Origin of the sequence: Gordonia phthalatica (assembly GCF_001305675.1) — a bacterium.
GTDB classification, from domain to species: Bacteria; Actinomycetota; Actinomycetes; order Mycobacteriales; family Mycobacteriaceae; genus Gordonia; species Gordonia phthalatica.
The window spans coordinates 3,720,195-3,743,869 of record NZ_CP011853.1; the positions used below are offsets into that span (position 1 = coordinate 3,720,195).

26 protein-coding genes are annotated in these 23,675 nt (G+C 68.9%); 14 read left to right on the plus strand and 12 right to left on the minus strand.

Going from position 1 to position 23,675, the window contains the following annotated elements; all coding sequences use genetic code 11:
• Positions 1-183 precede the first annotated feature (183 nt).
• Positions 184-1,347, plus strand: a complete 1,164-nt coding sequence (locus ACH46_RS17490) for a steroid 3-ketoacyl-CoA thiolase (protein WP_062394054.1) — start codon at positions 184-186, stop codon at positions 1,345-1,347.
• A gap of 18 nt (positions 1,348-1,365) precedes the next feature.
• Positions 1,366-1,845: a nitroreductase family deazaflavin-dependent oxidoreductase gene (locus ACH46_RS17495; RefSeq protein WP_062394055.1), complete on the plus strand. Its 480-nt coding sequence runs from the start codon at positions 1,366-1,368 to the stop codon at positions 1,843-1,845.
• A gap of 39 nt (positions 1,846-1,884) precedes the next feature.
• On the opposite strand, the gene ACH46_RS17500 is transcribed toward ACH46_RS17495, so the two are convergent.
• Both ACH46_RS17500 and fadD8 read right to left on the minus strand, forming a co-directional pair.
• Positions 1,885-2,052 carry a ferredoxin gene (locus tag ACH46_RS17500; protein WP_417935305.1) on the minus strand — a complete coding sequence of 56 codons (168 nt, stop codon included), beginning with the start codon at positions 2,050-2,052 and terminating at the stop codon, positions 1,885-1,887.
• Positions 2,053-2,123: 71 nt separating this feature from the next.
• Positions 2,124-3,740 (minus strand): fatty-acid--CoA ligase FadD8, encoded by a 1,617-nt coding sequence (gene fadD8, locus ACH46_RS17505; protein WP_062394057.1) that lies wholly within the window; start codon positions 3,738-3,740, stop codon positions 2,124-2,126.
• Positions 3,741-3,904: 164 nt separating this feature from the next.
• On the opposite strand from fadD8, the gene ACH46_RS17510 reads away from it, so the two are divergent.
• Positions 3,905-4,561 carry a GNAT family N-acetyltransferase gene (locus tag ACH46_RS17510; protein ID WP_062394058.1) on the plus strand — a complete coding sequence of 219 codons (657 nt, stop codon included), beginning with the start codon at positions 3,905-3,907 and terminating at the stop codon, positions 4,559-4,561.
• 57 nt (positions 4,562-4,618) lie between these two features.
• On the opposite strand, the gene ACH46_RS17515 is transcribed toward ACH46_RS17510, so the two are convergent.
• The gene (locus ACH46_RS17515; protein ID WP_062394059.1) at positions 4,619-5,188 is read right to left on the minus strand and encodes a TetR/AcrR family transcriptional regulator; all 570 of its coding nucleotides are present in this window, start codon (positions 5,186-5,188) and stop codon (positions 4,619-4,621) included.
• Between the two features lie 97 nt (positions 5,189-5,285).
• Here ACH46_RS17515 and ACH46_RS17520 point away from each other — a divergent pair, with 97 nt between their 5' ends.
• Complete coding sequence (locus ACH46_RS17520; RefSeq protein WP_062394060.1) at positions 5,286-6,182, plus strand: oxygenase MpaB family protein; 897 nt, start codon at positions 5,286-5,288, stop codon at positions 6,180-6,182.
• Positions 6,183-6,312: 130 nt separating this feature from the next.
• Positions 6,313-7,224 carry a type IV toxin-antitoxin system AbiEi family antitoxin gene (locus ACH46_RS17525; RefSeq protein ID WP_062394061.1) on the plus strand — a complete coding sequence of 304 codons (912 nt, stop codon included), beginning with the start codon at positions 6,313-6,315 and terminating at the stop codon, positions 7,222-7,224.
• A 69-nt stretch (positions 7,225-7,293) separates the two neighbouring features.
• Here ACH46_RS17525 and ACH46_RS17530 read toward each other — a convergent pair whose 3' ends face one another.
• The 4 genes from ACH46_RS17530 to ACH46_RS17545 are packed head-to-tail and all read right to left on the minus strand — an operon-like array spanning position 7,294 to position 10,176.
• Entirely contained in the window at positions 7,294-8,103 is an 810-nt protein-coding gene (locus ACH46_RS17530; RefSeq protein WP_062394062.1) for a crotonase/enoyl-CoA hydratase family protein, read from the minus strand.
• A gap of 22 nt (positions 8,104-8,125) precedes the next feature.
• Entirely contained in the window at positions 8,126-8,497 is a 372-nt protein-coding gene (locus ACH46_RS17535) for a DUF8021 domain-containing protein (protein WP_062394063.1), read from the minus strand.
• Entirely contained in the window at positions 8,484-9,380 is an 897-nt protein-coding gene (locus tag ACH46_RS17540) for an SDR family oxidoreductase (protein ID WP_062394064.1), read from the minus strand. The genes ACH46_RS17535 and ACH46_RS17540 overlap by 14 nt, the downstream gene beginning before the upstream one ends.
• Before the next feature lie 16 nt (positions 9,381-9,396).
• Entirely contained in the window at positions 9,397-10,176 is a 780-nt protein-coding gene (locus tag ACH46_RS17545; RefSeq protein ID WP_062394065.1) for an SDR family oxidoreductase, read from the minus strand.
• Positions 10,177-10,267: 91 nt separating this feature from the next.
• Here ACH46_RS17545 and echA20 point away from each other — a divergent pair, with 91 nt between their 5' ends.
• The 7 genes from echA20 (at position 10,268) to ACH46_RS17580 (ending at position 17,774) form a co-directional block, all read left to right on the plus strand.
• Positions 10,268-11,032: a (7aS)-7a-methyl-1,5-dioxo-2,3,5,6,7,7a-hexahydro-1H-indene-carboxyl-CoA hydrolase gene (echA20, locus tag ACH46_RS17550; RefSeq protein WP_062394066.1), complete on the plus strand. Its 765-nt coding sequence runs from the start codon at positions 10,268-10,270 to the stop codon at positions 11,030-11,032.
• A 5-nt stretch (positions 11,033-11,037) separates the two neighbouring features.
• Complete coding sequence (locus tag ACH46_RS17555; protein WP_062394067.1) at positions 11,038-11,934, plus strand: CoA transferase subunit A; 897 nt, start codon at positions 11,038-11,040, stop codon at positions 11,932-11,934.
• A complete protein-coding gene (locus ACH46_RS17560; protein ID WP_193392917.1) occupies positions 11,931-12,686 on the plus strand; it encodes a CoA-transferase subunit beta in 756 nt (251 codons plus the stop codon). Before ACH46_RS17555 ends, ACH46_RS17560 begins: the two co-directional genes overlap by 4 nt.
• 47 nt (positions 12,687-12,733) lie before the next feature.
• Entirely contained in the window at positions 12,734-13,777 is a 1,044-nt protein-coding gene (locus ACH46_RS17565; RefSeq protein ID WP_062395590.1) for an NAD(P)H-dependent flavin oxidoreductase, read from the plus strand.
• Between the two features lie 212 nt (positions 13,778-13,989).
• Positions 13,990-15,666, plus strand: a complete 1,677-nt coding sequence (locus ACH46_RS17570; RefSeq protein WP_062394069.1) for an outer membrane protein assembly factor BamB family protein — start codon at positions 13,990-13,992, stop codon at positions 15,664-15,666.
• Positions 15,663-17,384 carry an outer membrane protein assembly factor BamB family protein gene (locus ACH46_RS17575; RefSeq protein WP_062394070.1) on the plus strand — a complete coding sequence of 574 codons (1,722 nt, stop codon included), beginning with the start codon at positions 15,663-15,665 and terminating at the stop codon, positions 17,382-17,384. Before ACH46_RS17570 ends, ACH46_RS17575 begins: the two co-directional genes overlap by 4 nt.
• Positions 17,385-17,456: 72 nt before the next feature.
• Positions 17,457-17,774, plus strand: a complete 318-nt coding sequence (locus ACH46_RS17580; protein WP_062394071.1) for a transcriptional regulator — start codon at positions 17,457-17,459, stop codon at positions 17,772-17,774.
• Between the two features lie 100 nt (positions 17,775-17,874).
• Here ACH46_RS17580 and ACH46_RS17585 read toward each other — a convergent pair whose 3' ends face one another.
• The 4 genes from ACH46_RS17585 to ACH46_RS17600 all read right to left on the minus strand — a co-directional run bounded on the left by ACH46_RS17585 (position 17,875) and on the right by ACH46_RS17600 (position 20,305).
• Positions 17,875-18,825, minus strand: coding sequence for an RNA polymerase subunit sigma-70 (locus tag ACH46_RS17585; protein ID WP_062394072.1), 951 nt, complete (start codon positions 18,823-18,825; stop codon positions 17,875-17,877).
• Between the two features lie 6 nt (positions 18,826-18,831).
• Positions 18,832-19,272 (minus strand): VOC family protein, encoded by a 441-nt coding sequence (locus ACH46_RS17590; RefSeq protein WP_062394073.1) that lies wholly within the window; start codon positions 19,270-19,272, stop codon positions 18,832-18,834.
• Between the two features lie 94 nt (positions 19,273-19,366).
• Positions 19,367-19,924 (minus strand): MOSC domain-containing protein, encoded by a 558-nt coding sequence (locus ACH46_RS17595; protein WP_062394074.1) that lies wholly within the window; start codon positions 19,922-19,924, stop codon positions 19,367-19,369.
• 18 nt (positions 19,925-19,942) lie between these two features.
• Positions 19,943-20,305 (minus strand): nuclear transport factor 2 family protein, encoded by a 363-nt coding sequence (locus ACH46_RS17600; protein ID WP_062394075.1) that lies wholly within the window; start codon positions 20,303-20,305, stop codon positions 19,943-19,945.
• 70 nt (positions 20,306-20,375) lie between these two features.
• Between ACH46_RS17600 and ACH46_RS17605 the strand changes: the two genes are divergently transcribed.
• Positions 20,376-21,248 (plus strand): LysR family transcriptional regulator, encoded by an 873-nt coding sequence (locus ACH46_RS17605; protein WP_062394076.1) that lies wholly within the window; start codon positions 20,376-20,378, stop codon positions 21,246-21,248.
• Here ACH46_RS17605 and ACH46_RS17610 read toward each other — a convergent pair.
• A complete protein-coding gene (locus ACH46_RS17610; protein ID WP_226995667.1) occupies positions 21,242-22,444 on the minus strand; it encodes a multidrug effflux MFS transporter in 1,203 nt (400 codons plus the stop codon). The two genes, ACH46_RS17605 and ACH46_RS17610, sit on opposite strands and share 7 nt — an antisense overlap.
• A 67-nt stretch (positions 22,445-22,511) precedes the next feature.
• Between ACH46_RS17610 and ACH46_RS17615 the strand changes: the two genes are divergently transcribed.
• Positions 22,512-23,630: a class I SAM-dependent methyltransferase gene (locus ACH46_RS17615; RefSeq protein WP_417935306.1), complete on the plus strand. Its 1,119-nt coding sequence runs from the start codon at positions 22,512-22,514 to the stop codon at positions 23,628-23,630.
• The last annotated feature ends 45 nt before the right edge of the window (positions 23,631-23,675 follow it).

The window sequence follows — 23,675 nt, forward strand, 5'->3', positions numbered from 1 at the left end:
CGCGCTGTCGCTCTGCGTCTGGGTCACGTCATCACCTCAATTCTTGAACCTCTTCGGATCCCCGCGGACAGGAATGAGAACCCGTTACAATTTTGGTAGCTCTCACTCTGCCACACTGGATAGACGCGAACAAGAACTTGTTCTAGTTTTGAGTCAGATGCATTCAGCAGAGAAGGAGTCGCCATGGGCGTGCCAGTGATCGTCGAAGCAGTTCGTACCCCGATCGGAAAGCGGAACGGCTGGCTGTCGGGCCTGCACGCGGCCGAGATCCTCGGCGCCGCCCAGCGCGGCGTCGTCGAACGCGCAGGCATCGACCCGGCCCTCGTGGAGCAGGTGGTCGGCGGCGCGGTGATGCAGGTCGGCGAGCAGGGCAACAACGTCACGCGCACCTCCTGGCTGCATGCGGGACTGCCGTGGCAGACCGGCGCCACCACCATCGACTGCCAGTGTGGATCTGCTCAGCAGGCCAATCACATGGTCGCCGGCCTGATCGCGACCGGCACCATCGACGTCGGAATCGCCTGCGGCGTCGAATGCATGTCGCACGTGCCGCTGGGTGCGAACGTCGGCGAGAACGCCGGGCCGCGTCGCCCGGAGTCGTGGAGCATCGACATGCCCAACCAGTTCGAGGCCGCCGAGCGCATCGCGCAGCGTCGCGGAATCACGCGGGCCGACGTCGACGAGCTCGGGTTCCGCTCGCAGGCCAACGCCAAGCGCGCGTGGGACGAGCACCGCTTCGACCGCGAGGTCCTCACCGTCAAGGCCCCCGAGCGCACCAAGGAAGGCGAGCTCACCGGGCAGATCCTCGAGGTCAACCGCGACCAGGGCCTGCGCGACACCACCCTCGAGTCCCTCGGGAACCTGAAGCCGGTCATCGAGGGAGGCATCCACACCGCGGGCAACTCGTCACAGATCTCCGACGGCGCCGCTGCGATCCTGCTGATGGACTCCGACCGCGCCAAGGAACTCGGCCTGCGCCCGCGCGCCCGCCTGGTGAGCCAGGCGCTGGTCGGCGCGGAGCCGTACTACCACCTCGACGGCCCGGTCCAGGCCACCGAGCGCGTCCTGTCGCGGTCGGGGATGAGCATGAGCGACATCGACGTCTTCGAGGTCAACGAGGCCTTCGCGTCGGTGGTACTGAGTTGGGCGCAGGTCCACAACGCCGACATGGACAAGGTGAACGTCAACGGCGGCGCCATCGCCCTCGGCCACCCGGTCGGCAGCACCGGCTCGCGACTCCTGACGACGGCACTGTACGAGCTGGAACGCAGCGACCAGCAGACCGCCCTGGTGACCATGTGCGCGGGCGGCGCGCTCTCGAGCGCGACCATCATCGAACGCATCTGACCGGCGGAGCAGGCAGACATGGATCCGAATGCGCGCCCCGCGCAACTCGATTCACCGGTGGTCGCGCAGGTCATCAAGCTCGGCTCGCGCCTCAACACCCGGCTGTACCGAGCCACCCGCGGGAAGCTCGGCGGGACCTGGCGCGTCGGAGCAGCACTGAAGAAGCCCACACCTGTCTGTCTGCTCACGACCGTCGGTCGCAAGTCCGGGCAGGAGCGGACCGTCCCGCTCCTGTACCTGCGCGACGGCGGCTCAATCATCCTCGTCGCCTCCCAGGGCGGACTGCCGAAGAACCCGGACTGGTACTACAACGTGCGCGACGAGCCGCGAGTTCGCATCCAGACGGGCGGCGACGAGCTTCCGTATCGCGCACGGATCGCCGACGACGCCGAGCGCGCCGACCTGTGGCCGCGACTGGTGGAGCTCTACGCGGACTTCGACACCTACGCTGCGTGGACCGACCGCCAGATCCCCGTTGTGATCTGCGAGCCGGCGTGACACCGGGCCGACCCCACCGCGGGGTCGGCCCGGTCTCGGTCAGGGCAGTTCGACGGGCTTTCCGTCTGCGAGCAACGTGAACACCGACTTCGGGCAGCGCGTCACGGCATTGATGACGCGGCCCTCCGCCTCCGAGGTCACATCGCTCTTCTTCACGACGACGAAGCCGTCGTCGTCCAGTTCGAAGTAGTCGGGCGCGGCCTTCACGCATTCGCCGTAGCCGTCGCAGAGGTCGAGGTTCGCAACGACGGTCAGTTCGGGAGAATCACTCATCGTCGTCAGCCGACCTTCCGGCCGGCGCCTTCCCAGAACTCGGCGCGGAGCGCCTTCTTATCGGGTTTGCCGAGTGCGGTCAGCGGCAGCGCATCCACGAAGACCACCTGCTTCGGCGACTGCACCGCCCCCTTGCGTTCCTTGACCGCCGCCTGGATGTCCGCGGCCACCGCGGCTTTCGCGTCGTCGCCGGTGTCGGCGTCGGGCCGGAGCACCACCACCGCGGTCACCGCCTCACCCCACTTCTCGTCGGGCACGCCGATCACACCCACCTGCGCGACGGCCGGATGCTCGGCGACCACGTCCTCCACCTCGCGCGGGAAGACGTTGAATCCGCCGGAGACGATCATGTCCTTGGTGCGGTCGACGATGAACCAGAAGCCGTCGTCGTCCTCGCGAGCGACGTCGCCGGTGTGCAGCCACCCGTCGACGAAGGTCTCGGCCGTCTGCTGCGGCAGGTCCAGGTAGCCGCCGGCCAGGAGCGGTCCGGAGACGCAGATCTCGCCCGGCTCGCCGCGGGCGACGCGATTGCCTTCCGGATCCAGCAGTGCGGTCCGCAGGAAGGCGGTCGGACGACCGCAGCTGCCGAGGCGTGCGGCGTCGTGCTCGTCCTTGCGGAGGTAGCTGATGACCATGGGCGCTTCGGACTGCCCGTAGTACTGGGCGAAGATGGGGCCGAAGCGGTCGATGGCCTCGGCCAGGCGGACCGGGTTCATCGGGGAGGCGCCGTAGTAGACGGTCTCGAGCGACGAGAGGTCGCGCGTCTTGGAGTCGGGGTGGTCCATCAGCGCGTACAGCATCGACGGCACCAACATGGTGGCGGTAATCCGTTCGCGCTCAATGGTTTCCAGCACTTCGGCAGGGTTGAAGCCGCCGAGCACCAGCATGGTCCCGCCCTTGATGAGCGTGGGAACGAAGAACGCGGCGCCAGCGTGCGAGAGCGGCGTGCACATGAGGAATCGGGGGCGCTCGGGCCACTCCCATTCCGCCAGTTGGATCTGCGTCATGGTGAGGATGGAGCGCGCCGTCCCGATGACGCCCTTCGGCTTGCCGGTGGTGCCGCCGGTGTACGTGATCGAGACGACGTGCTCCGGATCGAGGATCGCGGCGCGCAGTTCCTGGGCCTCGTACCCGGCTGCGGCGGCGACGATGTCGGTGCCGACGTCGGCCAGTTCCGCGGGGACCGGCCCCAGGGTCAGCACCTGCGTCAGGCTCTCGACTCGATTCACCAGGTCGACGGCGCGCTCGACGAACTTCGGGTTCGGGTCGATCACCAGGGTCGAGACGCCGGCGTCGGCGAGGACGTACGCGTGGTCGTCGAGCGAGCCGAGCGGGTGGAGTGCGGTCCGACGCCAGCCCTGCGTCTGACCGGCACCGATGACGAACAGCACCTCGGGTCGGTTCAACGCCAACAACCCGACCGCCATGCCGGCGCCCGCGCCCGCGGCCTCGAAGGCCTGAATGTACCGACTGACGTGCTCCGCCATCTCGCCACCGGTCAGTTCCGCATCCCCGAGGCGAAGCACCGGCGTGTCTCGATGCCGATGCAGCGCGGCGACCATCAGGTCGCCGAGGTGGACGGGGTTGCGCAGCGCATCGACGGCATTCGTTTCGGATCCCATAGGCGAATACTAGAACGTGTTCTAACTTTGCGAAAGGAAGTGTCCGAAAACCGTTGCCCGACAGCAACAGCCGCCGCGCGACGGTCGGACGAACGGTTCGACAACATTCCGATCAGCGAGAGAAAGAACAAGCACGCGGCCGCGATCGCACCTACTATCGAGCTATGACTGATCTGGACCAGGCAGCAACCCGACGAGACATCACCGACGCGCTGTTGACGGCGATGGAACGACGCCACGACGTTCTCGACGCGATCGTCGACGCGGAGGACCGCGACGCGGCCGCGACCGCCATCGCCGAGCTGCTCGGCAAGTCGAAACTGGGCGCCGAAGCCATCCTGAACATGTCGTTCCACCAGCTCACCAAGACCGAGCGTCGCAACAACCAGGCCGAGCTCGACAACCTCAACGAATCCATCACCTTCACCCTCGCCGAGCGTCCCGCCAGCACCGGCGACACCCTCGACCTCCGCCCCTTCTCCGCCGACGACGACGCCGATCTGTTCGCCGAGCGCACCGCCGAGCAGGGCGTGGCGGGCGACGGCTCGGGCGCCCCGGCCGGCGAGGTCAGCGAGGAGATCGCGAAGGGCGTCGGCCGCGTCGACGCCGAGGACGCCGTCTGGCTGGTGGCCCTCGAGGGCGAGGAGAAGATCGGCATCGTCTTCGGTGAACTGAGCGGCGGCGAGGTGGACGTCCGCATCTGGATCCGTCCGTCGGCCCGCAAGAAGGGCTACGGCACCGCCGCACTGCGCAAGTCGCGCGGCGAGATGGCCGCACTGTTCCCCGGCGTCCCGATGGTCGTCCGCGCCCCCAGCGCGTAACCCTGATCGACCACGACAGGCCCGGTCTGCGAGGACCGGGCCTGTCGTCGTCTGCGCCTACCCGAGCATCGGCGCCTTCTCCCCCAGCGTGTGCTCCAGCATCGACTGGAATCCGACGCGCAGCGCGTCCAGCGATTCGACGGTGCTCATCTGATAGCCGATCAGCAGATACATCGCCACCTGCGCGAAGACCTCCGCCCGGTCGGGATCGTCGATCACGGCGGCGCTGGTGTCGGCGATGACCCGGGCGCGCTCGCGATCCACCTCCTCCAGGTGGCCGCGCACCTCGTCGTCGTGGGTCGACCACACGCGGATCGCCGCCTCCGACGCGCGGTCGAGCGTGAGGCCGACGTCGGTCAGGAAGGTGATCCGCTCGATCGGATCGTCGATCGCGAGCGCGCCGTCGATGAGGCGCCGACTCTGCTCCTGCCGCCAATGCGCGATGAGCGCCGTCTTGAAATCCGCCCAACTGGAGAAGGCGTGATAGAAGCTGCCGGTGTTCGCTCCGGCAGCCGCGCAGACCTGCGCCAACTTCAGCCCGGCGTGTCCCCGTTCGCCCAGGACAGCTATGCCCGCATCCAGGAATCGTCGTCGCGCATGCTCGGACGGAACCGACTTCTTCGCCATGGCGACCAGCTTTCCACACGACGAGAAGTGACCTCTTGCACAAAACTATAAGTCCACTTATAGTTTGGCTCATCGCCCAGTTGAGGAGCTGACGACCATGGCATTGCCCACTCTCGCACCGAAGTCTCTGAAGAACACCGCGTCGCTGACCGCGGGGATGGACCCGGAGACGCAGTTCCACGAGATGTACCGAACGCTCGCGACGTACGAGTTCCCGTGGGACATCATGCAGGCGCTCAGCTTCGCCCTCTTCCGGACGTACGCGGTCCCCAGCGTCGGCGAACTGCTCGACGACACCCGCCAGTTCCGCGACCACGCGCAGAAGCGGTACGACGACACCGCGATCCTCCTCGAGGTCCCGCTGCTCGAGGGCTTCGACAGCCGCGACGGCAAGGACGCGATCCGCCGCATCAATCAGATGCACAAGATGTACGAGATCCCGAACACCGACATGCTGTACGTCCTCGCGACGTTCGTCGTGGTCCCGGTCCGCTGGATCGCCGACTACGGGTGGCGGCAGTTGACCGCCGACGAGGTCCGCGCGATCACGCTGTACTACCGTGCGCTCGGCCGCCACATGGCGATCAAGGACATCCCCGCGACCTACGATGAGTTCGCCGAACTGATGGACTCCTACGAGGCCGAGCACTACGTCCCGGGCGGAACGCCGGGCGTGCGCCGGACCGGCGACGCGACCCTGGCTCTGTTCACCACGTTCTATCCGAAACCGCTGCGCCCGCTGATCGATCCGTTCAGCCGCGCGATCATGGACGATCCGCTGCTCGACGCGTTCGGCTACGACGCGCCCCACCCGGCGATTCGGAAGGCCTCGATCGCCGGCCTCAAGCTGCGCGGGAAACTGGTCTCCTACCTGCCGAAGCGCCGGACGATGAAGCGGATCCAGGACATGGCACGCCAGAAGACCTACCCGGACGGGTACGAAATCGGGCAGATGGGCACGTTCGCACATGCGGGTTGCCCCGTGAAGCACTGACAGCGCAGAAGTTTGGCGACATCGTGCCGCCCTGAGCGGCAAGATGTCGCCAAATCTCTGTCTCACCAAGGAAATCGGCCGTCATCGGCGTGTCGTGGAACCGGACTCGCCTCCGCTGCGTCCAATCCACGTGGAACTCACTCGAAAAGGCCCCGCCAACCCCCATCTCGCCGTCGCAGATCATCTCGCCGACCACGACGGGGTGATCACCCGATCGAAGGCGACCGACCTGGGGCTGTCGCGCCATCAAGTTCAGAACCGCCTCGACACCGGACTGTGGACCACCGAATCGCAGGGCGTCTACCTGTCGGCCGAGCACCGCCTCACCGAGGCCGCGCGGGTCAGGATCGCGGTCGCAGCGCACGGCGGAGTCGCCGACCGATCGACGGCGGCCTGGTGGCACGGACTCCTCGACGAATTACCCGGCCCGCTGACGGTGTCGGTGCCGCGCACCACGCGCAACCGTCTTCAGCTGGGCTTCGAGGTGGAGGCCAAACGGCGAACATTTCCGGCCGAAGATCTGACGACAGTCCGTGAACTACCTGTCACCGACCTGCCTCTCACGGTGCTGCAGGTGGCGGCCGAGCACGAGGACGGTATCGCCATCATGGACCGCGCGCTGCAGGAGCGGCGCGTTCATCTCACCGACCTGCGACGGAGTCTCGAACGCAATGCCGGCTCGTTCGGCATGCACAGGGCTCGAATGCTGTTGGAGGCGGCGGAGGATCCTTCCGAGTCCGAGGCCGAGCGACTCTTCGTCAGGTTGCTCAAGGAGTACAACATCGACGGCTGGTCACAGCAGGTCCCGTTCTGCGGCTATCGCCTCGACTTCGCGTGGGTCGACGAACAGATCGGGGTCGAGATCCATGGTTGGAAGTTCCACAAGAACCACGACCGCTGGGATCGCGATCAGAAGAAGGGCAACCAGCTCGCCCTGATGAGCTGGCTCCCATTGAGTTTCAGCTGGGCTCGGCTGGTCACCGAACCCGATGCCTGCATGCGGGAACTCATCGAGGCCATTGAACTGCGTCGAGCGATGTGAACGACAGAGATTTGGCGACATCTTGCCGCTCTGAGCGGCAAGATGTCGCCAAATCTTCTGGGAGTTGCGCTACTTGCCCTGCCAGTTCGGTTCACGCTTCTCGGCGAAGGCGCGCGGGCCCTCCATCGCGTCGGCGGAGGTGAAGACCTTGAGGCCGAGTTCCCCGTTGACGGCCCACGGCTCCTCGGTGCCCCACGCCGGGTTCCAGTCCGACGGGCCGGACTGGGTGCGGTAGAGCATCTGCTTGCTGTACTGCACCGACAGCGGCGCGTTGGCCGCGATCTTCCGAGCCAGCTCCAGAGCGGTGTCGAGCACCTGGTCGGCGGGCACGACCCGGTTGATCAGCCCCCAGTCGAGGGCGACGGCGGCCTCGATGCCGTCGCCGGTCAACGCCAGCTCCAGCGCCCGCTTCATCGGGAGCTGCCGCTGCAGCCGGATCACGCCGCCGGCGCCCGCGATCAGTCCGCGCTTCACCTCGGGGAGGCCGAAGACCGCGGTGTCGGCCGCGACCACCAGGTCGGACGCGAGCGCCAACTCGGTGCCGCCGCCCATCGCGAAGCCGTTGACGGCGGCGATGATCGGTTTGTCGAGCCAGTGCTGCGCCAGGCCCGCGAAGCCCCACTCGGGATGCCCCTCGGCGGCGATCGACTCACCGCGCGAGATGGCCTTCAGGTCGGCGCCGGCGCAGAAGGCACGACCGGTGCCAGTCAGCACGACCACCCGCGCGGCCGGGTCGGTGGCCGCCTTCTCGATCGCCTCGCCGAGACCGGTCGCGAGGGCGGCGTTGACCGAGTTCATCGCCTCCGGGCGGTTCAGCGTGATGACAGCGACGCCGTCGCGGAGGTCGTAGAGGACGGGGCTTGCGGACGTGTCCGACACTGCGGATTCCTTTCGCGAGAGGTCAAAGCGCCTTGCGGCGCGGAACGGAGAACGACGCGACGATCGTGGTGATCTCGCCGTCGTCGTTCACCACGAACGACTCCACCACGCGGGCGGCGAGCCCGAGCGGTTTCGGCTGAACGTGCACGTAATACGTGCTGTGCACGGTGTCGCCGTCGACGGAGGCCTCGAACTCGCTGATCGCGTGGATCAGTTTGAACTGCGGGCCGCCCTCCAGGCTGCGCGCGATGTGCGCGCCGTCGCGCCCGGTCTTGACGCCCAGCTCGGTGCGGGTGCACATCGGATGGAGCCGGACCGCGGACGCGTCGTGACTGACGAGCGCGTCGACGTAGGCGCGAGCGGCCGCGATCCGGTCCGCGTCAGCGAGCGCCATAGGCCTTGACCTGCGCGGGCGACGCGGCGATCAGCTCGGCGATCACCGGCGTGAGCTCGGCGGGCTCCCAGCGGGCGCCCTTGTCGCGCGACGCGGCGCGCTGCCAGCCGTCGAGCACGGTGACGGTGCCGCCCTCCACCTCGAAGAGGCGGCCGGTCACGTCGCCGGACTCGGGCGAGCCGAGCCAGACGACCAGCGGGGAGATGTTGGCCGGGTCCATGGCGTCGAACGAGCCGTCCTCGGGGGCGGCCATCTGCGCGGCCATCGCGTCGCCGGCGCCCATGGTCATCTGGGTGCGCGCGGCGGGGGCGATGCCGTTGACGGTGACGCCGTAGCCGCCGAGCTCGGCGGCGGCCTGGATGGTCAGCTCGGCGATCGCGGCCTTGGCGGCGGCGTAGTTGCCCTGACCGACCGAACCGAAGATGCCTGCGCCGGAGCTGGTGTTGACGATGCTGGCCTGGACCTGCTCGCCGGCCTTGGCCTGCGCGCGCCAGTACGCGCCGGCATGGCGCAGCATCACGAAGTGACCCTTGAGGTGCACGCGGGTCACCGCGTCCCACTCCTCCTCGCTGAGCGAGAGCAGCATGCGGTCGCGCAGGAAGCCCGCGTTGTTGACCAGGACGTCGAGGCGACCGAAGGTGTCGATGGCGGTCTGCACGATCTTCGCGCCGGTGTCCCAGTCGGCGACATCGCCCGCGGCGACGACGGCTTCGCCGCCCGCAGCCTTGATCTCCTCGACGACGGTGGCGGCCGAGTCGGCGGCGTAGTCGTTGACGACCACCTTGGCGCCGTCGGCGGCGAAGGCGTGCGCGTGGGCGCGGCCGATTCCCTGGCCGGCACCGGTGACGATGACGACGCGACCGTCGTTCAGCTTGTTACTCATGGTTTTTCGCTTTCTCTTAGGACTCGTTGCCCGCGTTGGCCGCGGCGAGGAAGGCCGGCTTCTCGCCGCCGCCGTGGACGGTGACGGTGGAGCCGGTGATGTACTGCGCGAGCGGCGAGAGGAAGAACGCCACCGCGTTGCCGATGTCGGCGGGACGGGCGAGGCGACCCATCGGGATGGTCGCGCCGACGGCGGCGATGCCGTCGTCGTCGCCGTAGTGCATGTGGGAGAGCTCGGTCTCGACGGGACCGCAGATCACGGAGTTCATCCGGACCGAGGGTGCCCATTCGACGGCGAGCGAGTCGGTCAGGTTGTCGAGGCCCGCCTTCGCGGCGCCGTAGGCCGACGTGCCGGGCGACGGCCGGTGGCCGCTGACGCTGGAGATGTTGACGACGGCGCCGCCGCCCTCCTGCTCGACCATCACCTTCTGCGCGGCACGCGCGACGATCAGCGGCGCGATGAGGTTGAGCTCGACGATCTTGCGCGCGAAGTTGTCGGACGCGTCGGCGGCCAGCGCGAACGGCGAACCACCCGCGTTGTTGACGACGCCGTCGAGCCGTCCGTGCTTGGCGACGATCCGGTTGATCATGTCGGCCACCGCGTCGGAGTCGCGGACGTCGCACGGGTAGAACTCGCGGTCGTCGTCGCCGGGGCGGCGGGCGCAGACGATCGGGACGGCGCCCAAGTCGTCGAGCACCTGCGCGATGCCCGCGCCGACGCCACGCGCGCCGCCGGTGATGAGGACGGTTTTTCCTGCCAGCCCCAGATTCACCGGGCTGTGCACTGCTTCGGTCATGGTGCTACTGTAACAAACAACCAAGCATTTGCTTGGGTAGCTCCCACGCTCTCCCAAGAGCCCCTTTCCAGCCCCGAACAAAGGAGACGGTGTGCCGATCACCACCGCCCGAGCCGAATCCGGCATCGTCACCGTGACGGTCGACTTCCCGCCGGTCAACGCGCTCCCCAGCGCCGCCTGGTTCGAACTCGCCGACGCGATCCTCGCCGCAGGCGCCGACCCGGAGACCTCCGTGGTGATCCTGCGTGCCGAGGGCCGCGGCTTCAACGCAGGCGTCGACATCAAGGAGATGCAGAACACCACCGGCTTCGGCGCCCTGATTGACGCCAACAAGGGCTGCGCCGCCGCGTTCTCCGCGGTCTACGACTGCGCCGTCCCGGTGATCGTCGCCGTCAACGGCTTCTGCGTCGGCGGCGGCATCGGCCTCGTCGGCAACGCCGACGTGATCGTCGCGTCCGACGACGCCGTCTTCGGTCTGCCCGAGGTGGACCGCGGAGCCCTCGGCGCCGCCACCCACCTGGCGCGCCTGGTCCCGCAGCACATGATGCGCACCCTGTACTACACGGCGCAGAACGTGACCGCGCAGCAGCTGGTCCACTTCGGCTCCTGCTACAAGGCCGTTCCGCGCGAGGAACTGCTGGAGACCGCGCTGGAGGTCGCCCGGAAGATCGACGCCAAGGACACCCGCGTCATCCGCGCCGCCAAGGCCGCGATCAACGGCATCGATCCCGTCGACGTGAAGACCAGCTACCTGCTGGAGCAGCGCTACACCTACGAACTCAATCTCGCCGGCGTCGCCGACGAGCACCGCGATGCCTATGTGGCCACCGGAAAGACTCTGAAAGAGGGGAAGTGACTGGCATGGCTGCCAAGACTGACAAGACGTCGAGCCTCGACGACGTCGTCGCCGAACTGCGCGACGGCATGACCATCGGCATCGGCGGCTGGGGCTCCCGGCGCAAGCCGATGGCCCTGGTCCGCGCGATCGCCCGGTCCGACGTCAAGGACCTGACGGTCGTGACCTACGGCGGCGCCGACCTCGGCCTGCTGTGCGCCGCGGGCAAGGTGAAGCGCGCCTACTACGGCTTCGTCTCGCTCGACGCCGCACCGTTCTACGATCCGTGGTTCGCGAAGGCCCGCACCAGCGGCGCCATCGAGGCCCGCGAGATGGACGAGGGCATGGTCAAGTGCGGCCTCGAGGCCGCCGCCGCCCGCCTCCCCTTCCTGCCGATCCGTGCGGGTCTGGGCTCCGCGGTCACCGAGTTCTGGGGCGACGAGCTCAAGACCATCGAGTCGCCGTACCCGGACGCGGACGGTCGGACGCAGACGCTCATCGCGATGCCCGCACTGAAGCTCGACGCGGCCTTCGTCCACCTGGACCTGGCCGACGCCCACGGCAACGCCGCCTACACCGGCGTCGACCCGTACTTCGACGACCTCTACCTGGCCGCCGCCGAGCGCCGGTACGTGGAGGCCGACCAGATCGTCAGCACCGAGGAGCTGGTCTCGTCGGTGGAGCGCGAGCGTCTGATCGTGAACCGCATGAACGTGGACCGCGTGGTGCACGCCCCGAACGGCGCGCACTTCACCTTCGCCGGCGGCTACGGACGCGACAACGCGTTCCTGAAGCACTACGCCGCGTCGGCCGCCGACGACGAGAGCTGGACCGCGTTCCGCACCCGGTTCCTCGACGTCGACGAGGCCACCTACCAGAACGAAGTCACCAAGTGGCAGGCCGAGCAGGAGGAAGCCAAGTGAGTACTGCAGAAATCACGCGCGCGGAGTACTGCGTCGCGGCCTGCGCGGACATTTTCACCGGCGCCGGCGAGATCATGGCGTCGCCGATGGCCACCAACCCGCTGATCGGCGCGCGCCTGGCGCGGCTGACCACCGAACCGGATCTGCTGATCACCGACGGTGAGGCGCTGATCCTGGCCGACACCCCGGCCGTCGGAAAGGTCGGCGCCATCGAGGGCTGGATGCCCTTCCGCAAGGTCTTCGACGTCGTCGCCTCCGGCCGTCGCCACGTGGTGATGGGCGCCAACCAGATCGACCGTTACGGCAACCAGAACCTGTCGGCGTTCGGCCCGCTGCAGCAGCCGACCCGCCAGATGTTCGGTGTCCGCGGCGCGCCCGGCAACACCATCAACCACCCGACCAGTTACTGGGTCGGCAACCACACCAAGCGCGTGTTCTGCGAGCAGGTGGACATCGTCGCCGGCGTCGGCTTCGACAAGGTGGACGAGCGCAACCCCGCGTACGACGACCTCAACATCCACCGGGTCGTCACCAACCTGGGCGTCTTCGACTTCGGCGGCCCCGGCCACACCATGCGGGCGCTGTCGCTGCACCCGGGCGTCACCGCCGAGCAGGTGGCCGAGAACACCGGTTTCCCGATCTCCGACCTCGACTCGGCACCGGTCACCGCGGCCCCCACCGACGAGCAGCTCCGGCTGATCCGCGAGGTCCTGGATCCGAAGAGCCTGCGCGACCGCGAGGTCCGCTCGTGAGCGACGACCAGAACGCACCCGCACCGCTGTCGACGCGGTTCACCGAGATGGTCGGGATCAAATACCCGATCGTGCAGACCGGCATGGGCTGGGTCTCCGGCCCGTCGCTGACCGCGGCCACCGCCAACGCGGGCGGTCTCGGCATCCTCGCGTCCGCGACGATGACGTACGACGAACTCGAGTTCGCGATCAAGAAGACCAAGTCGCTGACCGACAAGCCGTTCGGCGTCAACCTGCGGGCCGACGCCACCGACGCCGAAGAGCGCGTCGACCTGATGATCCGCGAGGGCGTCAAGGTCGCGTCGTTCGCGCTGGCTCCCAAGAAGGAGCTGATCGCCAAGCTGAAGGATCACGGCCTGGTCGTGATCCCGTCGATCGGCGCCGCCAAGCACGCGGTGAAGGTCGCGTCGTGGGGCGCGGACGCCGTCATCGTGCAGGGCGGCGAAGGCGGCGGACACACCGGTCCGGTCGCCACCACGCTGCTGCTGCCGTCGGTGATCGACGCGCTCGGCGGCCAGGACGGCCCCACCTCGATTCCGGTGGTCGCCGCGGGCGGCTTCTTCGACGGCCGCGGCCTCGTCGCCGCGCTGGCCTACGGCGCCGACGGCATCGCGATGGGCACCCGCTTCCTGCTGACCTCCGATTCCGCCGTCCCCGACAGCGTGAAGCAGGAGTACCTGAAGCGCGGCCTCAACGACACCGTCGTCTCGAAGAAGGTCGACGGCATGCCGCACCGCGTGCTCCGGACCGAACTCGTCAACGCGCTCGAGAGCGGTTCCAAGGCCAAGGCGCTGATCGCCGCGGCGCGGAACGCCAACGAGTTCAAGCAGATGACCGGCATGCACTGGAGCACCATGCTCCGCGACGGCGCGTCGATGAAGAAGTCGGGCGAGCGCACCTGGCAGCAGATCATCATGGCGGGCAACACCCCGATGCTGTTGAAGGCCGGACTGGTCGACGGCAACACAGAGGCCGGCGTCCTCGCCTCCGGTCAGGTGGTCGGCATGATCGACGACCTGCCCTCGTGCCAGGAGCTGATCACCACGATCATGACGCAGGCGCACGCGCGCCTGGCGTCGCTCCCCCGCTGACCCCTCGACAGCAGCACCCTCCCAAGACTCAGGCCCGGCCGACGACGTCCCCTCGTCGGCCGGGCCTGACCCCATTTCCGCACCTGTTCCGTCTCCCGCACTCGGTCTCGACCGAGTGCGGGAGTCGGAAGCGGTGCGACTGGAGCGGGATGTGGTGCAGGACAGTCATCCCGACGACGGACCGTCGTCGAAATGCCCGATAGGCTCCGGGCGTGACCGAACCCGACCCCATCAGAGACCGCACCGGTGACGTCGTCGCGATGGTCGTGACCGCGGTCAGTGTCGGCACCGTCGTCGCTGCACTCGTCATCTCCGTCATGTCGCTGCTGTCCGGCGGCCCCGATCTGAGTCCCGAGGTCGATCAGTACCGCGTGTCGGTGTTCCTCGGGTTCGGCATCCTTGCGGCCGCGGCGCTCGTGGTCGCCGCCATCGTTCTGCTGCGACGGGACAGGGTGAGCCGCCGGACCCCGGCGGTCGTGCTGACGGGCATCTGGTTCCTGTCGTCGGTGGTCGCCGTCGCGAATCGGGTCGACGGTGCGGAGACGATCGACTACCTGATCCATCGCGCGGACATCGTCGGCTTCCTCCTGTTCCTGGCGGTTCCGGCGACGGCACTGTGCCTCGACAACGCCATCCAGTCCCGACGGCCACCGTTGCGCGGCAGCCGGATCGTGGCGATCGGGCTCGTGGTGGCGGTCGTAGCGACAGCCCTGACGACCGCACCCCGCGCCCCCGAATCGGAGTCCACCGCCCTCGTCGTGACGAAGCTCGACGTCCATCCGGTCGCCACGAGTCCGACTCCGACGTCCATCTCGACGCAGTCGCAGGCCGTCGAGATCGAACCCAACCCCCACCCCGACGCCCGACGGTCCATGAGGAACGCACGACCGGTCGGTCCCGGTTTCCTGGTGGCCACAGGCGAGCTGATCAACGCCGACACCGGCACCGTCCGCTGGCGAACCAACCTGCCCGCCGGTGAGGTGTCGATGCTGGCGGACCAGCGCAACGGACTGGTCATCGTCAGCGATCCCGACCGCGACGCGCCCTGGACGGCCGCGATCGACGCCGACACCGGCGACATCCGGTGGACGTCCGACCTTCCGCTCGCGGGCTGGGTCGATTGGGCCGCCTTCGATTCGCCCACGGTCTTTCTCGACGGCGGCTTTCCCGTCTCCGTGACCGACGATCTCCGGACGGTCCGCGCCTTCCGCCCGAAGGACGGCAGCGTTCTGTGGACGTACACCGTCCCGCGTGACTGCGCCGTCGACCAGATCCGCGATCGACCACGGCTGACCCTAGTAACAGCGTGCACCGGAGGCGAAGCCGGTCGAGTGCTGGCCCTCGACCCGACCACCGGCGCAGTGCTGTCGTCGCGGAGGTCGCACGGCCGGCCCGATCTCGCGCTCCAACCTCAGACCGCGGAGCTCCCCGACCGCTTCGTCCCGGTGACGGCAACCGGCACCGACTGGAGACTCGACGGAATCCGCGATACGACCACTGGCCGACTGGTCCTGGACTTGCGCGACAGTCGGTCCGCCGGCAGCTCAGTGGAATCGTGCGCCGCGAACGGTGAGTGCGTTGTACGCGACTGGAGCACGCGGCGGCCCGACCGTCTCCGCATCGTGTCGCTGACCGGTGCCCACCCCGACCTTCCGGTGCGCGGCGTCGATCGCTCTCCCGTGGAAGTCGTCTGGCTCCGCGACCAGATCGTCTGGACGCAGGATCGGTCCGACGACGGCACGCTCCCCGACGCGCTCGTCATCGTCGACCGGAGGACCGGCGCGGCACAGATCGTGACCGGCGCCGGCGGGGTTCCGCTGATCGGCCCAGTCGGAGTGACGGCCCTCAGCGACGACACGCTGGTGCGATTCGAGGGGAAGCAGTCATGACCACGACCGAATCGACAGGCGTCCCCGTCGTCTGGGGCGTCGGAGCCGCCACTGCGCTGACCGCGATCTCCTGCGCCACAGCCTCGTTGATCGGTGTGGACAACCTCGACATCGTGCCCGACAGCCAACGACTCACGATCCGCGCCGCCGTCGTGGCCCTGGTCGTCGGCGTCACCGTTCTGCTTCTGCTCTGGCACCTCGCGGCACGGGCTCGCTCCGACCGTCCGAGCCGACTCGATGCTGCGACCACCTGGCTGAGCCTGTGCCTGTTCGCCGCCGTCGCGATCTGGACGCGGATCCTCGCCGGCTCGCTCGCCGACGACTTCGCCACGCTGCGGCTCCTCGACGTCGGGTATTCAGTCCCGCTGGCGCTGATCGGACTGTCGTGCGCGGTGATCGGCATGCTCTGCGTCGGCGCGGTGTCGCACGGCGTCTGGGTCACGGCGCGCGACAGCGAGCCGCAGCCGATGCTCGGACTCAGCCGGTCCACCGCGATCTCCGCAGCCGTGACCTTCACGGTGTGCGCGGCAGTCGTCGCCGGATCGGTGGTCGTCGCCCGGCCGGCGCTGACCATCCAACAGCACACCGCGCCGGAGGCGAAGGTGCCCGCGTTCCCGGAGTCGATGGACACGGTGACTTTCCGTCACCGGATCGGCGGCAGCCGTGTCGCCGTGATTCCGACCGACGGTGGCTTCGTCACCGTCACCGGCGACGACGTGACCGCCTACGACGCGTCGACCGGCGCTCCGGTCTGGTCGTTCGACGGTCGAGCGATCGGCGGAATCAAAACACCGAGCGCGGCCTCCGCCCAGCTGACCACCGGCGCCGAAGCGCAGGTGCTCGTACTTCCGGGTGAGAGCCTGACCGTCGGTCTGGACGTAGTCACCGGCGCGGTCCGATGGCGATCGGCCGATCCCTGGGACGGCGGACGATGGCGCGTTCGAGGGGCAGCAGGCTTCGACGCCGGCGAGACGACGCAGGCCGAGTCCACCGAGGTCACGCTGATGAACCCTGACGACGGAACCGTTCAGCGCCGTATCTCCCTCCCGTGCAGTCCGAAGGTGGCCGTCACCCGCATTCACGTGCTCCGGACCGAGTGCGGCGCGCCGAACACGCTCGTCGTGGCCGAGTCGGCGACCGGTCGCGAGCAGCGCGTCACCGTCGATCCGACTATCGACTGGCGCTACCGTCAGATCTCCGCCATCGGGTCCGGCCACTTCGCGGCGACGTTCACCACGCGGCCTTTCGACGACGGCAATCCGACCTTCACCGCGATCATCGAGGAGGAGTCGGGTTCGGTGGTCGATCAGTTCACGAGTACGACGACGACGCTGTCGGCGCTGTACGACGGCAAGATCGCACTGATCGACGCCCCGCAGAAGGGTGCGCCCTTCTTCGGCACCACCCCGGCCGTCATGGTCCGAGACGTGCACGCACACCGGTGGACGCGGATCCCTGCGGCCGGCATTCCCACTCAACCGGGTTTCGTCGAGCCGGTCTGGCTGGGCGACACGGTGGTCGTCGGTGCCCGCGACGGCTTCCTCGTCGTGAACCCGCGGCAGCGCTCGGTGACGAGACGACCCGCGCAGTGCCTGCCCGGAACACTGACCCACGATCTCAGCCTGAGATCGCTCACCGTCGTTCCCGGCGCGGTCCTCGCCGTCTGCTTCGGATCGAGAGGCGGCTCCGTCATGACCGAGATCGTCGGTCTCCGCTGACCCGAAGCCCGTTCTCCCGCACCGGTTCCGCATTCGCCGGTCGGGCCCATCGGGAACGCGCACAATGGGGGCATGGCCGCAACAGAGATTCGGATGGATGGTTCCCTCGCCCGCGCAGCACGGCACCTCAGCGGGGTGTCGGCAGGCACGATCGCCCGACACGCCGAGGTCGAGACGAAGGCCCTACGCCAGTACGAGAAGGGCGGTGAATCGCTCACTTCCGAGGAGATCCACCGCGTCGCCCGCGCCCTGGTCCACTACGGCGCGCAGTTCGTCCCCGAGGACGAGTTCGGCGGCGTCGGCGTGCGCCGCAAGTTCACGGAGACCAGCGTCATGCTGATCGAGACGTGGGAGAGCGAAGGCGGCCCCGTCGGCGACGACGACGTGTAGCTGACGGCGGGTCGCACCACTTGTGGTTCCCGCACTCGGTCGCGACTGAGTGCGGGAACCGGAAATGGTGCTGCAGCGCCAGAAGTGGTGCGGTAACCGCTCACAACGTCTCCGGCAGCCCCGCCAGCCGGAACAGCTCCGGCTCGAAGAACGCGCCGACGTGCGTGATCTCGCCGCCTGCGATGGTGAGGACGTCGAGCTGGAAGCGGCGCCAGACGTCGCCGTCGCGCATGTACATGCCGGCGGCGGGCTGCCCGTTGCAGGTGGTCTTGACCATCTTGACGTCGCCGGCGACCTTGGCGGGACACTGCTCGAGGCTGAGCACGCCGATCTCCTCCGCGCCGATGTACCAGCCGGGGAACGGCGGCATCTCCCACACCGCGTCGGAGGCGAGCACGCCGACGACACCGGGGATGTCGTGCCGCTCGAAAGCCGAGCAGAAATCGTCCCAGACCTGCTGTTCGTGCTCGGTGAGCTCCGCGGCACGACGACCCTCCCGCCGGGTGCCCTCCCCGACCGTCGACCGCGCCCGGGCGAGCGCGCTGTTGGCCGCGGCCACCGACATGTCGAGGGCAGCCGCGGTCTCGGCGGCGCTGAACGCGAGGACGTCGCGCAGGATCAGGACCGCGCGTTGACGGGCGGGCAGGTCCTGCATGGCGGCGACCATCGCCAGCCCGACGCTCTCGCGCGCCGTGACCGCCGACGCGGGATCACCGAGCGCGCCGTCGGGCAGCGGCTGCAGCCAGAGGATCTCGTCGTTGGCGAAGACCGGCTCGCGCGGATCCGACGCCTCGGTGCCCAGACCGGTCGGGAGCGGCCGACGGGCCTTGCCCTTGAGCGCGGTCAAGCAGGTGTTGGTCGCGATGGTGTACATCCAGGTCCGGACCGACGACCGCCCCTCGAAGCGGTGAAACGCCTGCCACGCGCGCAGGTACACGTCCTGCAGCACGTCTTCGGCGTCGGTCGCCGAACCGAGCATGTGGTAGCAGTGCACCAGCAGCTCGGCGCGCAGAGCGCTGGTGGCCTCGTCGAAGGCGCGGTCGTCGGTCATGCCCGATCAGTTCCCGTTCTGTGCGGCGGCGTAGGCCTCGGGTCCGGCCTCCACGGCGGCCGGGTCCATCCACATGATCTCCCAGCCGTGGCCGTCGAGGTCGAAGAACGAGCTGCCGTACATGAATCCGTGGTCCTCGGTGTTGCCGAAGGTCGCGCCGGCGGCGAGCGCCTTCCCGACGATCTCGTCGACCACCTCGCGGCTGTCGGCGTCGAGGCAGAGGATGGCGCCGCTGGTCGTGGTGGCGTCGATGATCTGCCGCCCGGGGACGAAGGTCTGGTAGAAGTCGCGTTCCAGCAGCATCGCGACCATCGTCTCGCCGAGCACCAGCGCAGCGCACTGGTCGCCGCCGAAGCGGTCGTCGAAGCGGTACCCGATCTTGCCGAAGAAGGCGCGCGACGCCTCGATGTCGGCGACCGGCAGGTTCACGAAGATCATGGTGTGCATGGCGGGTTCCTCTCGTCTGCGGCTCCCGTCGGGATGCCGTCATAGAGATAGACCGACGCCGCGCTCGAAACTGATCGGTGTCGGCGAAGAAACTTCAGCGCGGGGACACGTCCCGGATCGTCGGGGCGTCGTCGGGCACGCTGAGGACGACGATCTCATCGCCCGCCGCGATGCTGCCCCGTTCGACGACGCGCAGGTACGGTCCGACGCGCGCCTCCTGCGCGAAACGCTTCACCCAGCCGCGGCCGTCGGCGTCCCTACCCCCACCGCCCATCCAGCGCGCGAAGGTCTGGCACGGGATCCGCGGGGAGGTGACCTCCACGACCACCTTCTCTCCGATCCGCCAGCGTTCACCGATGCGGGCGCCGTTGACGTCGATGCCGACGGTCCGGAGGTTCTCGCCGAAGAAGCCCGCGGGGATGTCGCGGCCGAGTTCGTCCGACCAGAAGTCGGCGTCCTCCTGCGCGTATGCGTACAGCGCCTTGTCCGGGCCGCCGTGGTATTTACGGTCGGCCTGCACATCGGCGTACGCGCCGTACTCGCTGATCGTGACCGGCCCGTTGACCGGTTGTTTGTCGATCGCGGTGGTGCCGATCTTTCCGGCGTCGGGATGCAGTCGGGCCACGACGCAGATCGCCGTCACGGATGCCATGCGGCCAGGGTAACGGGGTCAGCGCGCGGCGAGCATCTCGCGCGGATCAAAGGTCACCTGCACGCGGGTGATGAGACCGTTCTCGACATGGGTCCAGTTGGCGACGGCGGTGGCGGGCGCACCACCCATGCCGAGGTCGAACCAGGTGATGACGTCGGCGTCGTCGGCCAGCCGTTTGCGGACGACGAGGCTATCGGTGCCTGCGGCCATGCCCTTCAGTCCGGCGAGGAACTCGTCGGGTCCGGAGGCGGTGCCGAACACGCCGGTGAACTCGCAGTCGGCCGCCAGATACGGGGCCAGGTCGGTGAAGTCTTTCCGCTCCCAGCAGTCGACGTAGAGTTCGGCGATCTGGCGGGGCGTGAGGGTCTGTGCTGTGGTCATGTCTCTACTGTCCGCCCGGCGGGACCATACGTCCAACAGCTGGTTCTTCTACAAACTAGAATCAGCAGTCATGGAACTGCATCAGTTGCGCTATCTGGTCGCGGTGGCCGATCACGGCAGTTTCACGGCGGCGGCCGACGAGGTGCTCGTGAGTCAGTCCGGCGTCAGCGCGCAGATCGCGAAACTGGAGAAGGAGTTGGGGCAGCGCCTCTTCGACCGGTCCGGTCGCACCGTCACACCGACGCCGGCAGGCGAGGCGATCCTGGAGCACGCGCGGGCGGCGCTGCGCGCGGTGCAGGCCGTCCGCACCACCGCGGACGAGCTCGCGGGCGTGGTTCGCGGGCACGTGCGTCTCGGAACCGTCATCGGCTGCACCGTCCCCGGTTACCTGCGGGGGTTCGCCGCGTTCCGCCGCGACCACCCCGACGTGTCGGTGTCGGTGGTGGAGGACAACTCCGATCGGATGATCGCCGACCTGCTGCGCGGGCGGCTCGACGTCGCGCTGGTCGCGCACGGCGAACCGCTGCCGGAATCGCTGCGGTCGTGGACGCTGATCCGTGAGCCCCTGGCGGCGGTCGTTCCGGTCGACCATCCGTGGGCGGACCGGGACCGCATCGCCCTGGCGAAGCTCGCCGAGACCACCGTCCTGTCGCTCCCGGAGGGGACCGGCGTGCGGACCGCGCTCGACGGGACGTGCGCCGCAGAGCAGGTGCAGGTGGTCCCGGCGGTCGCCGCGCACTCCCCCGAGGCGGTCCTGGCGCTCGCCGAACTCGGCAGCGGCGTCGGACTCCTTACGCCGTCGATGGCCTCGGGACGTCCGGGGGTGGTGGCCGTACCGATCGCGCGGTCGCGCCGGACGTCGCTGTCGCTGGCGTGCCGTGCGGATCCGTCGTCCGCGGCCCGGGCGATGGCCGAGACGCTGGCGACGACTCTGACTCAGTGACGCAGCGTCGTCAGGAATGCGCAGGCCGAGAGCAGCGTGCAGATCACGACGACGATGGCCATCGGCACCGGGCTCGCCGATCCGCCGAGGCCGACGAGCGGCGGGACGATGGCGCCGACCACGAACTGCAGGGTGCCGAGGACCGCGGAGCCGGTGCCCGCGCGCTCGCGGACCTCACCGAGGGCGAGCGCCGTCGCATTGCCCGCGGTGAGGCCGAACGACGAGGTGAGGCAGAACATCAGCACCAGCAGCAGCCAGTGCACGCCGGGCGCGAGCGTGACCGCGAGAATCATCGCGATGCCGACCGTCACCAGCAAGGCGACGCCGACCGCGAGCAGCCGCTGCGGGCGCACGCGGCCGACGAGCTTGGTGTTGACGGTGCCCGCGATGCCGATGCCGACGGCGTTGATCGCGAACAGGATCGAGAACGCGCCGGGCGAGAAGCCCATGTACTCCTGAATCACGAACGGCGAGGCCGAGATGTAGGCGAACATGCCGCCGAAGCCGATCGCGAAGGCGAGCGTGTAGCCGAGGTAGCGGCGGTTGCCGAGCACGGCGCGCATGTTGTGCGCGATGGTCCCGGCCTGGAACGGATGCCGCCGTTCGGTCGGGAGGGTCTCGGGGACGAAGGCGAGCACCGAGAGCAGCATGACGACGGCGAGGCCGGTGAGCACGACGAAGATGCCGCGCCAGCCGATGGGGCCGATCAGCGCGCCGCCGAGCAGCGGTGCGACGACGGGTGCGGCGCTGGTGATGATCATCATGATCGAGAAGAGCTTCGCGGAGCGGTCGCCGCTGGTGCGGTCGGCGATCACCGCGCGCGCCACCACCACGCCGATGCCGCCGGTCAGACCCTGCACGAAACGGAAGACGATCAGCACCGCGATCGACGGCGCCACCGCGCAGCCGATGCCTGCGGCCACCAGAAGCACGGTCCCGAGGATCAGCGGGCGACGGCGTCCGAGGCTGTCGGACATCGGACCCATCAGCAACTGTCCGGCGGCGAGCCCGAGCATGAACGTGGTGAGCGTGAGCTGCACCGTTGCCTGGGACGCGTGGAGGTCGTCGCCGAGCACGGGCAGGCCCGGCAGGTACATGTCGATGGCGAGCGGCGCGATGGCTGCGAGCAGCGCGAGGGTCAGGAGCATCGGGACGGGGATCGCCCGTCGGGTCGATGTCGCTGCGGGAGAAGACATGAGGCGACGGTACCGCCGCGAGGCGACGATTCCGGAATCGCTCTCGCTCACCGGTAACCTCGCGAACGTGGACTTCTCCCTGCTGCGACGCGACCCCGACGTCGACGGCGCCGACCTCGCCGCGTCGGACGCCGCCGATCGGCTGATCCTCGACGAGGCCGCCTCACTCCTCGCCGAGAGCGCGCCGGGGACGGTGGCGGTGATCGACGACGCGTACGGCGCGCTCGCGACCGGCGCTGCCGCGTCGGGCGCCGTGGGCGTGCGCAGCCACCAGGACGTGATCACCGGGCAGCGGGCGCTGCAGCGGAACGCCGATCGGTTCGGCGTCTCCGTCGAGTCGCTCCCGTTCGACGCCGCCGCGGTCGCGGGCGCCCGCGTCGTCCTCCTTCGACTGCCGCGCAGCCTGGACCGGCTCGCCGAGGTGGCCGCACTGATCGCGGCGCACGCCGATCCCGAGGTCGTGGTGGTGGCCGGCGGTCGTATCAAGCACATGTCGGTGGCGATGAACGACGTCCTCGGCGAGGTCTTCGACCGCGTCGACGTCAGTCACGCCCGGCAGAAGTCACGCGTCCTGTTCGCGCGCCGACCGCGCGCCGATGTCGCGGCACAACAGCTCGCGGCGTGGCCGAAGACGCAGCGGCACGACGACGTCCAGCTCACGGTCTCCGCGAACGGCGGCGTCTTCGCAGGCACCCGGATCGATGTCGGCACCCGTTTCCTGTTGAGCGTGCTCGACGACGCGCTCCCCGACGCGACGACCGCCGTCGACCTCGCGTGCGGCAGTGGTGTCGTCGCCGCGCGGCTGGCGCTGTCACGCCCGGAGATCACGGTGCTCGCCACGGATCGGTCGGCCGCTGCCGCGACGTCGGCCCGCGCGACCGCCGATGAGAACGGTGTCGCCGACCGCGTGACGGTCGTGCAGGCCGACGGCCTGGAGGCGGTCGACGACGCCTCACAGGAACTGGTCGTGCTGAATCCGCCGTTCCACAGCGATGCCGCGCTCTCGACCGGGATCGCCCGCCACCTGTTCGCCGACGCCGCCCGCGCGCTGGCCCCAGGCGGCGAACTGTGGTGCGTGTGGAACTCGCACCTGCGCTACCGCCCGACGCTGGAGAAGGTCGTGGGACCGACCCGGCAGGTCGCGCGGAACGCGAAGTTCACGGTGACGGCATCCGTGCATCGATAACCGGCCGGCTCAACCGTGTAGTTCGATTCCGGCTAGAGCCTCCAG

Bases quoted from the DNA above. Each gene is read 5' to 3' on its own strand.
- ACH46_RS17490 (WP_062394054.1), top strand. From the start codon at position 184: ATGGGCGTGCCAGTGATCGTCGAAGCAGTTCGTACCCCGATCGGAAAG.
- ACH46_RS17495 (WP_062394055.1), top strand. From the start codon at position 1,366: ATGGATCCGAATGCGCGCCCCGCGCAACTCGATTCACCGGTGGTCGCG.
- fadD8 (WP_062394057.1), bottom strand. From the start codon at position 3,740: ATGGGATCCGAAACGAATGCCGTCGATGCGCTGCGCAACCCCGTCCAC.
- ACH46_RS17510 (WP_062394058.1), top strand. From the start codon at position 3,905: ATGACTGATCTGGACCAGGCAGCAACCCGACGAGACATCACCGACGCG.
- ACH46_RS17515 (WP_062394059.1), bottom strand. From the start codon at position 5,188: ATGGCGAAGAAGTCGGTTCCGTCCGAGCATGCGCGACGACGATTCCTG.
- ACH46_RS17520 (WP_062394060.1), top strand. From the start codon at position 5,286: ATGGCATTGCCCACTCTCGCACCGAAGTCTCTGAAGAACACCGCGTCG.
- ACH46_RS17535 (WP_062394063.1), bottom strand. From the start codon at position 8,497: ATGGCGCTCGCTGACGCGGACCGGATCGCGGCCGCTCGCGCCTACGTC.
- ACH46_RS17540 (WP_062394064.1), bottom strand. From the start codon at position 9,380: ATGAGTAACAAGCTGAACGACGGTCGCGTCGTCATCGTCACCGGTGCC.
- ACH46_RS17545 (WP_062394065.1), bottom strand. From the start codon at position 10,176: ATGACCGAAGCAGTGCACAGCCCGGTGAATCTGGGGCTGGCAGGAAAA.
- ACH46_RS17555 (WP_062394067.1), top strand. From the start codon at position 11,038: ATGGCTGCCAAGACTGACAAGACGTCGAGCCTCGACGACGTCGTCGCC.
- ACH46_RS17565 (WP_062395590.1), top strand. From the start codon at position 12,734: ATGGTCGGGATCAAATACCCGATCGTGCAGACCGGCATGGGCTGGGTC.
- ACH46_RS17575 (WP_062394070.1), top strand. From the start codon at position 15,663: ATGACCACGACCGAATCGACAGGCGTCCCCGTCGTCTGGGGCGTCGGA.
- ACH46_RS17580 (WP_062394071.1), top strand. From the start codon at position 17,457: ATGGCCGCAACAGAGATTCGGATGGATGGTTCCCTCGCCCGCGCAGCA.
- ACH46_RS17585 (WP_062394072.1), bottom strand. From the start codon at position 18,825: ATGACCGACGACCGCGCCTTCGACGAGGCCACCAGCGCTCTGCGCGCC.
- ACH46_RS17590 (WP_062394073.1), bottom strand. From the start codon at position 19,272: ATGCACACCATGATCTTCGTGAACCTGCCGGTCGCCGACATCGAGGCG.
- ACH46_RS17595 (WP_062394074.1), bottom strand. From the start codon at position 19,924: ATGGCATCCGTGACGGCGATCTGCGTCGTGGCCCGACTGCATCCCGAC.
- ACH46_RS17600 (WP_062394075.1), bottom strand. From the start codon at position 20,305: ATGACCACAGCACAGACCCTCACGCCCCGCCAGATCGCCGAACTCTAC.
- ACH46_RS17605 (WP_062394076.1), top strand. From the start codon at position 20,376: ATGGAACTGCATCAGTTGCGCTATCTGGTCGCGGTGGCCGATCACGGC.
- ACH46_RS17610 (WP_226995667.1), bottom strand. From the start codon at position 22,444: ATGTCTTCTCCCGCAGCGACATCGACCCGACGGGCGATCCCCGTCCCG.